Source organism: Roseburia sp. AM16-25, from assembly GCF_003473825.1.
Lineage (GTDB): Bacteria > Bacillota > Clostridia > Lachnospirales > Lachnospiraceae > Pararoseburia > Pararoseburia lenta.
In genome coordinates this window covers 723,449-734,397 of the sequence record NZ_QUCW01000002.1, presented here as the reverse complement: position 1 = coordinate 734,397, position 10,949 = coordinate 723,449, and the positions used below count along the sequence as shown (strand labels likewise).

General features: G+C 44.8%; 9 protein-coding genes, 1 tRNA gene and 1 rRNA gene. All 11 read left to right on the top strand.

Annotation, left to right across the window (positions count from 1 at the left end; genetic code table 11):
• The first annotated feature begins 165 nt into the window (after window positions 1-165).
• The 11 genes from DW183_RS07465 to DW183_RS07415 all read left to right on the top strand — a co-directional run bounded on the left by DW183_RS07465 (window position 166) and on the right by DW183_RS07415 (window position 10,871).
• Window positions 166-3,060: ribosomal RNA gene (locus tag DW183_RS07465) — 23S ribosomal RNA — on the top strand.
• A 102-nt stretch (window positions 3,061-3,162) separates the two neighbouring features.
• A tRNA-Trp gene (locus DW183_RS07460) sits at window positions 3,163-3,233 on the top strand.
• Window positions 3,234-3,326: 93 nt separating this feature from the next.
• Window positions 3,327-3,899 carry a rhomboid family intramembrane serine protease gene (locus DW183_RS07455; RefSeq protein ID WP_118281347.1) on the top strand — a complete coding sequence of 191 codons (573 nt, stop codon included), beginning with the start codon at window positions 3,327-3,329 and terminating at the stop codon, window positions 3,897-3,899.
• Between the two features lie 146 nt (window positions 3,900-4,045).
• The gene (locus DW183_RS07450; protein WP_118281346.1) at window positions 4,046-4,444 is read left to right on the top strand and encodes a hypothetical protein; all 399 of its coding nucleotides are present in this window, start codon (window positions 4,046-4,048) and stop codon (window positions 4,442-4,444) included.
• A gap of 12 nt (window positions 4,445-4,456) precedes the next feature.
• The gene (locus DW183_RS07445; protein ID WP_118281345.1) at window positions 4,457-4,768 is read left to right on the top strand and encodes a hypothetical protein; all 312 of its coding nucleotides are present in this window, start codon (window positions 4,457-4,459) and stop codon (window positions 4,766-4,768) included.
• Window positions 4,769-4,908: 140 nt separating this feature from the next.
• A complete protein-coding gene (locus DW183_RS07440; RefSeq protein WP_158573036.1) occupies window positions 4,909-5,814 on the top strand; it encodes a LysR family transcriptional regulator in 906 nt (301 codons plus the stop codon).
• 138 nt (window positions 5,815-5,952) lie between these two features.
• Window positions 5,953-6,897 (top strand): nickel ABC transporter permease, encoded by a 945-nt coding sequence (nikB, locus tag DW183_RS07435; RefSeq protein WP_243069533.1) that lies wholly within the window; start codon window positions 5,953-5,955, stop codon window positions 6,895-6,897.
• Complete coding sequence (nikC, locus tag DW183_RS07430; protein ID WP_118281343.1) at window positions 6,894-7,730, top strand: nickel transporter permease; 837 nt, start codon at window positions 6,894-6,896, stop codon at window positions 7,728-7,730. Before nikB ends, nikC begins: the two co-directional genes overlap by 4 nt.
• Window positions 7,730-8,509, top strand: a complete 780-nt coding sequence (locus DW183_RS07425; protein WP_199642615.1) for an ABC transporter ATP-binding protein — start codon at window positions 7,730-7,732, stop codon at window positions 8,507-8,509. Before nikC ends, DW183_RS07425 begins: the two co-directional genes overlap by 1 nt.
• Window positions 8,510-8,512: 3 nt before the next feature.
• Window positions 8,513-9,271 carry an ABC transporter ATP-binding protein gene (locus DW183_RS07420; protein WP_118281341.1) on the top strand — a complete coding sequence of 253 codons (759 nt, stop codon included), beginning with the start codon at window positions 8,513-8,515 and terminating at the stop codon, window positions 9,269-9,271.
• A 46-nt stretch (window positions 9,272-9,317) separates the two neighbouring features.
• Window positions 9,318-10,871 carry an ABC transporter substrate-binding protein gene (locus DW183_RS07415; protein WP_118281340.1) on the top strand — a complete coding sequence of 518 codons (1,554 nt, stop codon included), beginning with the start codon at window positions 9,318-9,320 and terminating at the stop codon, window positions 10,869-10,871.
• Window positions 10,872-10,949 lie beyond the last annotated feature (78 nt).

Genomic DNA, 10,949 nt, shown 5'->3' with positions numbered 1-10,949 from the left:
AATAGCACCTTGAAAATTTCATACAGATAGATTTTGATGAAAGAAAGTTGAATAAAATCAACTCTCAATATCAAGACATCCGAGAATTAACAAACCAAAAATTCAGTAAAAACTGAGAAAAGCTTTTTTAAGCAAAACAAAATGTTGCAACGCTATGCAACGCGAGGTTAAGCAAAGAAGAGCGCAGGGTGGATGCCTTGGCACTAAGAGCCGACGAAAGACGTGATAAGCTGCGAAAAGCCACGGGGAAGTGCAAATAACTTGTGATCCGTGGATATCTGAATGGGGAAACCTAGCTGAAAGGACTTCAGTTATCCTAACGCCAATCCATAACGTTAGGAAGGGAACCCGGGGAACTGAAACATCTAAGTACCCGGAGGAAGAGAAAGAAACATCGATTTCGGGAGTAGCGGCGAGCGAAACCGAAAGAGGCCAAACCGAGACGCGTGCGTTTCGGGGTTCGGACTGCATTTAGGATTCATCGATTTTAGCAGAATGGTTTTGGGAAAGCCAGCCATAGAGGGTGAAAGCCCCGTAAGCGAAAAGAGAGATGACCGAGCAGGATCCAGAGTACATCGAGACACGAGAAACCTTGATGGAAAGAGCGGGGACCACCCCGTAAGCCTAAATACTACTTAGTGACCGATAGAGCAAAGTACTGTGAAGGAAAGGTGAAAAGAACCCCGGGAGGGGAGTGAAAGAGAACCTGAAACCCTGTGTTTACAAGCTGTGGAACATCTTTAAATGATGAACCGCGTACTTTTTGTAGAACGGTCCGGCGAGTTACGCTTACTGGCGAGGTTAAGGACTACAGGTCTGGAGCCGAAGGGAAACCAAGTCTGAATAGGGCGCATAGTCAGTGAGAGTAGACCCGAAACCGGGTGATCTATCCATGTCCAGGTTGAAGATGATCTAATCGTCATTGGAGGACCGAACCCACATCCGTTGAAAAGGGTGGGGATGAGGTGTGGATAGGGGAGAAATTCCAATCGAACCCGGAGATAGCTGGTTCTCCTCGAAATAGCTTTAGGGCTAGCCTCATATTAGTCTTGTGGAGGTAGAGCACTGAATTTCCGCGGGGGCGTCAAAGCTTACCAAAGAATATCAAACTCCGAATGCCATAAAGATGATGTATGGGAGTCAGACTATACGAGATAAGTTGGATAGTCAAAAGGGAAAGAGCCCAGACCACCAGTTAAGGTCCCAAAGTATGTGTTAAGTGGAAAAGGATGTGGGATTTCATAGACAACTAGGATGTTGGCTCAGAAGCAGCCATACATTCAAAGAGTGCGTAACAGCTCACTAGTCGAGAGGTCCTGCGCCGAAAATGTCCGGGGCTAAAACACAACACCGAAGCTGTGGATTTATACACAAGTATAAGTGGTAGAGGAGCATTCTTAATACCGACGAAGCTGTACCGAAAGGAGCAGTGGAGGGATAAGAAGAGAGAATGCCGGAATGAGTAGCGAGAGTAAGGTGAGAATCCTTACGGCCGAATATCTAAGGTTTCCAGCGTAAAGCTGATCTGCGCTGGGTAAGTCGGGGCCTAAGGCGAGGTCGAAAGACGTAGTCGATGGATAACAGGTTGAGATTCCTGTACCGCATGGTAACAGAACTGTGGGGACGCATGGACAAAGCTCGAGCCGGGAATGGAAAGACCGGTACAAGCGAAGGAGGAGTACGGTTGGCAAATCCGCCGTATAATCCAAGAGCGTGATGTGGAGTGAACTAGAAGTAACGAAGCGAGTAGAGTCTGTGCCGAGAAAAGCCGCTATTGTTTGCCATGTGCCCGTACCGTAAACCGACACAGGTGGATGAGGAGAGAATCCTAAGGCCGACGGAAGAAGCATTGTTAAGGAATTCGGCAAAATGACCCCGTAACTTCGGGAGAAGGGGTGCCTGAGAAATCAGGCCGCAGAGAATAGGCTCAAGCAACTGTTTAGCAAAAACACAGGTCTATGCGAAACCGTAAGGTGATGTATATGGGCTGACGCCTGCCCGGTGCTGGAAGGTTAAGAGGAGAGGTTAGCTTCGGCGAAGCTTTGAATTCAAGCCCCAGTAAACGGCGGCCGTAACTATAACGGTCCTAAGGTAGCGAAATTCCTTGTCGGGTAAGTTCCGACCCGCACGAAAGGCGTAATGATTTGAGCACTGTCTCGACAATGCATCCGGTGAAATTGAAGTACCAGTGAAGATGCTGGTTACCCGCGCCAGGACGGAAAGACCCCATGGAGCTTTACTCCAGTTTGGTACTGGGATTCGGTACTGCATGTACAGGATAGGTGGGAGACTATGAACTAGGGACGCCAGTTTCTAGGGAGTCGCTGTTGGGATACCACCCTTGTAGTATTGGATTTCTAACCAGTCACCGTAATCCGGTGATGGGACAATGCCAGGCGGGGAGTTTGACTGGGGCGGTCGCCTCCGAAAGGGTATCGGAGGCGCTCAAAGGTTCCCTCAGAATGGTCGGAAACCATTTAAAGAGTGCAAAGGCAGAAGGGAGCTTGACTGCGACACCGACGGGTGGAGCAGGTACGAAAGTAGGACTTAGTGATCCGGTGGTATAAAGTGGGATTGCCATCGCTCAACGGATAAAAGCTACCCTGGGGATAACAGGCTTATCACTCCCAAGAGTTCACATCGACGGAGTGGTTTGGCACCTCGATGTCGGCTCATCGCATCCTGGGGCTGTAGCAGGTCCCAAGGGTTGGGCTGTTCGCCCATTAAAGCGGTACGCGAGCTGGGTTCAGAACGTCGTGAGACAGTTCGGTCCCTATCCGGCGCGGGCGGAGGATATTTGAGAGGAGCTGACCCTAGTACGAGAGGACCGGGTTGGACGGACCACTGGTGTACCGGCTGTCAACCAATGGCATAGCCGGGTAGCCAAGTCTGGACGGGATAAACGCTGAAGGCATCTAAGCGTGAAGCCCCCCTCAAGATGAGATATCCCCTCCTATAAGGAGATAAGATCCCTTGAAGACTACAAGGTAGATAGGACAGAGGTGGAAGTGTAGTAATACATGTAGCTGACTGTTACTAATAGATCGAAGGCTTAACCAAGAAGGTTTGATTCAAAGAATCTGTATGAAATTTTGAAGGTGTTATAAAAATTTATATTTGCATTACATCCTATAATCTAGTATTATAGGTTTTGTGATATATAGGGGATTAGTTCATCGGTAGAATAAGAGTCTCCAAAACTCCAGAGCCGGGTTCGATTCCTGGATCCCCTGTCTTAGTAAAGCCTTGAGATATTGTGTTGCAATGTTTCAAGGCTTTTTGTTATGGCAATAGGAAAATTATAGTGAAAAAAGGAGAGAAATTCTATGAAAAACAGTAAGAGAGGTATTCGCATTGTTTTTAATTCACCGGTCATTTTAGGATTTGTATTGATCTGTTTTCTGGTAACACTCCTAAATGAACACACCGGCGGACGGAGCAATCAACTTCTATTTGTAACCTATCATTCTTCTTTCAAGGATCCATTGACTTATGTTAGATTTTTTACCCATGTCTTTGGACATTCCGGCTGGGATCATTTTCTGGGAAATATGACCTATATCCTTTTACTGGGACCGATGCTGGAGGAGAAATATTCATCTAAGAATATTTTAAAAGTGTTCCTGATTACAGCACTTGTGACAGCCCTTATCAATTACATTTTTTTCCCTGGTGTTGGTTTGTGCGGAGCCAGTGGTATTGCCTTTGCTTTTATCGTAATGACCTCCTTTACCGGATTCCGCAGCGGAGACATTCCGCTTACTTTTCTGCTGGTTGCTGCAGTCTTTATCGGACAGCAGGTTTATGAGGGAATTACCCTGCAGGATAATATTTCTCATATGGCACATATTGTGGGCGGAATCATTGGTGCAATCGTTGGATTCAAATGGAATAAATAACAAAATGTTATAGAAGATACGGAATAACAGTATGCTTTGCCTATGATACATAACAGAATGGAATGACTACGAAATTGAAAAATTTGTCATATCGTTTATAATTTATTTATACGCATTATGAAATGCACATAAAGGAGGAGAATGAGATGGCATGTTTTTTAGTTCCAACAACAGAGGCAATTGTTACGACAATTGTTGAAAAAAATGTTGAGGCACATGAAAAAAAAGAAGAAGATAAGGGACAAACACTTCAGAAACAGGGTAAGGTAACATTTTCAAGAAAATTAAAATGGTTAAACACGATGTTATGGGGCGGTGCGGCTTTATTAGCGTTTGAACATGTATGGCATGGAGAGGTAGTTCCGTTCTTTCCATTTTTGACAGCGGCTTCCAATCCATCCGATGCGGCAGAAATGCTTCATGAGATGAGTACGACAGGTGTACTTATGGCGGTATTAGTTACTGTAGTATGGATAGGTATGGTGGCAGTTTCTAATATTTTGGAAAAACGTGATACAGATGTCTTACTTACCAACAAAAGATAGGAGGATAGAATTATGACATTACTTGTGACTGTTTTTGCGGCAATAGTTTCTACTATCCTTTGGTATCAAAAAGAAAACCGTAAGGAATTGCGTTTGGGAACATTGAGTTTAATGTACTGGGGTGCTTCTATTATGTGGTTTGTAGATGCTATCTTTGAATATGCAGAATTGCATGCAGCATACTTTACCCCGGATCCGATGGATATGCTCAACGATTTGTTCCTTGGGCTGTCTGTAGTTGCATTTGGTCTGATCATATGGTTGGTGATTTTATTGATCCAAGATCCTAAGAAGATTGTTAGAAATGCAATATTAAATCAGTAATTGGTAAAAAAGAAGCCTCTACTTTGAAAAGTAGAGGTTTCTTTTATGTAGATAATCTGTCAAGCATAGAAGATAACTGGACGGGATAGATTTTTGACGTTATAATAAAATTGAATACTTAAAGAGGAGATATGTTATCTATGCTGGAAGTGAAGGAGTTACAATATTTTGTGATCTGTGCAGATGTGAGATCTTTTAGCAAGGCCGCCAGGGTGCTTTATACGACCCAGCCCAATGTCAGCAAGGTGATCAAGAGTCTGGAAAGCAAACTGGGATTTCCTGTATTTCGCAGAGAAAATAGAGGAATAACGCTTACCCATAAGGGGAGAAGAGCCTACGAATATGCAGTAAAAATCCTAGAGCAGGAAAAACATTTGGCAGAAATTTATCAGTTAGATGACAGGGAAGAGGTAAATATGTCCAGCAACCCGAGTTCGTGGATTGCGGAAACCTTTACTTCTTTTTATCAACAATTTGGCAAAAAACAGGTCCGCTACCAACTGATAGAAGCGAATCTGAATCATATTCTGGAGCGTGTGTCTAGTGGCGAGGATGATATTGGCTTCATTTTCTTTATGGAATCGCAGAGAGAACATCTGGATTACAAGTTACAAAGGGCACAATTAGAATTCCATGAATTGAAAAAAAGCGAGGCTGTTCTGTATTATGGACAAAATCCGGCTCCGGAAAAGGGCACTGACATCAAAGAGTATATGGCAGATAAACGGTTGGTACAGGCCTATGAGGATGAATTTGCACTGAATCATTACTGGGAAATGGTGAAAGGTCAGGAAGAAGATTTGTTTTCCGACAAAATTGGTGTGATCACCAATAGTGATTACGTCATGAATATGTTACTCAAAAATACAAATCTCTGTAATGTGAGCAGTAATCATCTGGAGAAGCGTTCTATGTTTCAGGGAAGCATACTCTATCATGGGGAAAAATGTGTTTCCTTTGGCTATGTAAAACGCAGTGGCGAGGACATTGTACCACTGGCACAGGAATTTCTTTCTTATATGGAAAAACGATTAAATCTGCCGTAAAAAATGACATATGCTATAACAAAATGGAATGCATAATGAGGCAATTCTCGTCATGCATTCCAATTTTTTTGTTATAATGTTAAACAGTGTTTGCATTGTCCGAAAAGGACATGAGTGCCAAGAAAGAGGATAGTAGCAGTGAAATATGTTTGCAGACGTTTGTTACAACTGATTCCCATTTTATTAGGTATTACCTTTTTATCATTTGCAATGATGCATGTTGCCGGATCAGATGTGGTCACGCAATTATATACGAATCGAGGTGTCGAAGTTTCACAGGAAATCATAGATGCCAAAAGAGCGGAGTTAGGCTTGGATAAGCCTTTTTTGACGCAGTATTTTACATGGCTGAAGGGTATGCTCACCGGCGATATGGGCATATCCTATGTGACCGGAAGAAATGTTTTAGACACATTTATGGAAAAACTACCGGCCACCTTATTATTGACGGTTTTATCCATATTGCTTACGGTACTGATTTCTATCCCGCTGGGGATTCTGGCTGCCATAAAGCAGGGAAAGTGGATGGATCATCTGCTTCGGATAAGCAGTTTTATCGGCAACGCCATGCCGAATTTCTTCGTTGCTATCCTGCTGATGGAATTGCTCAGCATCAAGTTGGGCTGGCTGCCGGTGATTGCCAGCGATGTGTCGTTCCAAAGTGCGATTATGCCGACCTTGACACTTGCTATTTCTATGTCGGCAAAATATATGCGGCAGGTGCGGGCGACTGTTCTGGAGGAATTGAACAAAGATTATGTCATAGGACTTAAGGCAAGAGGCGTGCGGAGCAGGGACATCCTGTGGAAAAATGTCATGAAGTCAGCCATGGTTACGATACTGACACTACTTGCCTTGTCTATTGGCAGTCTCTTAGGAGGAACTGCGATTATTGAGAGCATTTTTATGTGGGATGGTGTTGGTAAGTTGGCAGTGGATTCTATTAACATGAGAGATTATCCTATGATATTGGCTTATGTGGTTTGGATGGCGATCATTTATGTGCTGGTCAATCTTGTTACGGATCTTTTATACCGTGTGCTGGATCCAAGAATACGATTGGGGGAGAAGGCAAAGCAATGAAAAAAAGCAGGAAACAAAGAAATATCGTTAAATTCCGTCTCGTAGTATTTGCATCCCTGGCAGGACTTTTGATCCTTTTTTCTCTGTTCAGTGATAAGTTATGTCCGATGGATCCCTATCTACAGGATTTAAGTAATGCGAAAGCGGCACCCTCTTTTGTACACCCATTGGGAACCGATCGGTATGGACGCGATATGTTATCTCGCATCATTGTAGGAAGTAAGACCAGTATTTTCTCAACGTTACTTTTGGTAACTTTTATTAGCGTGTTTGGGAGCATGATCGGTTTGATCTGTGGTTGGTTTGAAAACAAGATCGATGTCCTTCTTATGCGTATTGCCGATATGTTTCTGGCCTTTCCGGGACTGGTTTTTGCCCTTGCAGTCGCAGCGGTTTTAGGCGGAGGTCTGCAAAATGCCATCATAGCACTGGCTGCGATCTCCTGGCCAAAATACGCACGTCTGGCGCGCAGCCAGACCTTGACACAAAAAAAGGCAACTTATATCAAGGCTGCCCGGTTAGCGGGAGATAGTGATTGGAAACTGATCGTAAGACACATTCTTCCCAATATTATGGGACCGATCTTGGTAACTGCCGTGCTGGATATCGGAACCATGATGATGGAACTGGCGGGGCTGTCCTTTCTAGGTTTGGGTGCAAAGCCTCCGATCGCGGAATGGGGCAGTATGATGAGCGAGACCAGAAATCTTTTGACGACACAGCCATGGGTCACGCTATCGCCGGGAATCGCTATTTTTATCTCGGTTGTTATCTTCAATCTGTTTGGTGAAGCAGTGCGTGATTGGTTGGATCCAAAGAATGGGAGGTCATGATGGCGGAATTATTAAGATATGACCATATAAATATCCGATATGGGCAATCTCTGGTCATAGAGGATGTGGATTTTAACTTGGCGAGCGGTGAGATCTTGGGAATCGTGGGGGAGAGCGGTTCCGGAAAATCCACACTTTTAAAGGCAGGTATGGGACTTTTGGGAAAAGAAGGGCAACTCTGCCGGGGAAAGATCTTGTATGATGGGAAAGATCTGGGGCAATGCAGTGAAAGAGAAATGCAAAAGATCCGTGGAAGGGAACTGGGCATGGTCTTTCAGATGGCAGGAAGCAGTTTTTGCCCGATTCGCACCTTAGGCGTGCAAATGCAGGAAGCCGTCAGGGCGCACAAAAGGATCAGCAAGGCAGAATTTATGGATGAGGCTTTAGACCTTCTGAATAAATTTGGATTTGACAAGCCAGATCGAATCCTAGAGTCCTATCCTTTTGAATTATCCGGCGGTATGCAACAGCGCGTAGGAATTGTTGCTGCCATGCTTTTGCATCCGCGCGTTTTGCTGGCAGATGAACCGACCTCTGCACTGGATGTATCGGTGCAAAAGCAGGTGGTAGAGCAGTTTCTGATGATCCGGGAAAAGTTTGGTACATCTATTTTGCTGGTATCCCACAATATCGGTGTGATCCGTGCCATGGCAGATGAGATTTTGGTCTTACATCAGGGAAAGACAGTGGATTATGGTAAGAAAGACGATATTCTGGCACAGCCGACATCGGAATATACTGAAAAATTATTGGAGGCAGCGCCGAGGTTTAGGAGATAGCATATGCGGACATTGTTGCGGGTAGAACATTTGACAAAAGATTTCTCAACGCATGGAGGAGAAACATACAGGGCAGTAGATGATGTGTCGTTTTCGCTAGGGTTTCATGAAAAAATGGCAGTGATTGGAGAAAGCGGCAGTGGAAAGACAACACTTGCCCGCATGATCACACGGCTGACGGAGGCGACAAGCGGTCAGATCTTTCTGGAAGAAGAAAATATTACGCGGGCAAAAGGACACAATTTAAGAAATATCTATCAGAAAATGCAGATGGTCTTTCAGATGCCGGTAGATTCTTTTGATTCCCGGCGACGGCTGGGCGACGGTATCGCGGAAAGCCTGATCAACCGGGGGATGAAAAAAGCAGAAGCATGGGAAGAAGCAGAACGCTTACTGGGGGAATGTGGACTAGGCAAAGAATTTTTGACCCGGTATCCGCATGAGGTGAGTGGTGGGCAGTGCCAGAGGGCAGCAATTGCGCGGGCACTGGCGATCCAACCTAAATTATTGATCTTGGACGAGGCGACCTCCGCACTTGATATGACCGTGCAAAAAGAGATCATAGGCTTACTGGATAGTTTACAGGAAGATAGAGATATGTCTTATCTTTTTATCTGCCATGACCTTGCGCTCGTGCAGGCGTTTTGTGATCGCATGATCGTGATGCAAAAAGGAAAGATCGTGGAAGAGGGTACAACAGACCAGGTCATCCGGCATCCAAAACATGCTTATACAAAAATGCTGATGGATAGTGTTTTATAGTAGGAAAATAAAAATTATATATAGAGTTAAGAAAGGATAAGGGAGTATGCAAAAGAAAAAGATGATGGCAGTGCTAATTGGCATCTGTCTGGCACTTGGGACTTTAAGTGGTTGTGGAAAGACGCAAAAAGAGGCAAGTGATGGGAAAAAGACGTTGGTCATAGGGGATGTCAGTTTTAACAGTGCCAATGAGGAGGCAGACATCAATCCGCATAATACTTATGCGGGCTGGGCTTGTATCCGTTATGGTATCGGGGAGACTCTGGTCAAGTATTCCGACGATATGGAGATTGAGCCATGGCTGGCAAAGGCATGGGAAAATGTCGATCCACTGACCTGGAAGATCACTTTACAGGACAATGTAAAATTTTCCAGCGGAAGGGATATGGATGCGGAGGCAGTCAAGGAGTGTCTGGAACACTTGCTTGCTGTGCATGATCGTGCGGCAGCAGATACCAAGATCGCCTCTATGGAAGCAGACGGTCAGGTCTTGACGATCAAGACATCCGAGCCTAAACCGGCACTTCTCAATTACCTGGGAGATCCTTATGCTTGTATTATAGATGTTAAAGCAGGATTTGATAATGGCATTGTTTCGGGAACAGGACCTTACATTGCGGTCGATCTAAAGACGGATGATTATTTAAAACTGGTAAAGAATGACAATTATTGGAATGGAGATCCAAAGATCGATGAGATCACGATCAAATCCATTACCGATGGCAATACCCTGGCAAAGGCTTTACAGGCAGATGAGGTACAGGCGGCTTACGGTATGGCATATGAGTCTTATCCTTTATTTGAAGGAGATGATTACCAGTTTTCACAGATCTCGACTTCACGCTGTTTTTTTGCCAAGATGAATTTTGATGAAAATTCGGTGTGTGCAGATCCTGCGGTCAGAAAGGCGATCGCTATGGGAATTGACAAAGAGAGTTTTGTAGATACGCTTTTAGAAGGCAACGGCTATGTGGCAAATGGTGTTTTCCCGGATCAGACTGCATTTGGCGGAGATAAGGTAACGACCGAATCCTATGATCCCAAGGGGGCAAAGAAGGTCTTGGAAGATGCCGGCTGGGTCGATACGGATGGCGATGGCATCCGGGAAAAAGATGGTAAGAAACTGGTCGTTAAATGGCTGACGTATCCGACGCGCCAGGAACTGCCACTTTTGGCGGAAGCCGCACAGGCAAGCCTGAAGGAGATCGGTATCGAGGTGGATATCAACAATACGCTGGATGTCAATGAGGTGGTTCAGGATGCATCCGCCTGGGATGTGTATGCCATGGCAAATGTGCAGGCACCGACCGGGGATCCGGAATACTGGTTCCGCGTGTTTGCACTTAGCGATTCCGCGAAAAACCAGGGCAAGTATTCCAATGCGCAGTTGGATGCACTGGATGAGCAGTTGAGTCAGGAATTTGATACGGCAAAACGTGCAGACCTTGCAGTGCAGATGCAACAGATCCTTTTGGATGACAATGCCTTTGTCTTTTGTTCCTTCCTCAAGATGAGCATGATCTCAAGATCCAATGTATCCAATTATACCTCGCACGCCTGTGATTACTACCAGATCACCGCAGATCTGGATATCGAATAGTGTCAATTTTGTGAAAAGAATGTGTTTTTGCACATTCTTTTTTCTTGCACTTTAGCAGACACTTCTTTACAATAAAAT

Bases quoted from the DNA above. Each gene is read 5' to 3' on its own strand.
- DW183_RS07455 (WP_118281347.1), top strand. From the start codon at position 3,327: ATGAAAAACAGTAAGAGAGGTATTCGCATTGTTTTTAATTCACCGGTC.
- DW183_RS07440 (WP_158573036.1), top strand. From the start codon at position 4,909: ATGCTGGAAGTGAAGGAGTTACAATATTTTGTGATCTGTGCAGATGTG.
- DW183_RS07450 (WP_118281346.1), top strand. From the start codon at position 4,046: ATGGCATGTTTTTTAGTTCCAACAACAGAGGCAATTGTTACGACAATT.
- DW183_RS07425 (WP_199642615.1), top strand. From the start codon at position 7,730: ATGGCGGAATTATTAAGATATGACCATATAAATATCCGATATGGGCAA.
- nikC (WP_118281343.1), top strand. From the start codon at position 6,894: ATGAAAAAAAGCAGGAAACAAAGAAATATCGTTAAATTCCGTCTCGTA.
- DW183_RS07420 (WP_118281341.1), top strand. From the start codon at position 8,513: ATGCGGACATTGTTGCGGGTAGAACATTTGACAAAAGATTTCTCAACG.
- DW183_RS07445 (WP_118281345.1), top strand. From the start codon at position 4,457: ATGACATTACTTGTGACTGTTTTTGCGGCAATAGTTTCTACTATCCTT.
- DW183_RS07415 (WP_118281340.1), top strand. From the start codon at position 9,318: ATGCAAAAGAAAAAGATGATGGCAGTGCTAATTGGCATCTGTCTGGCA.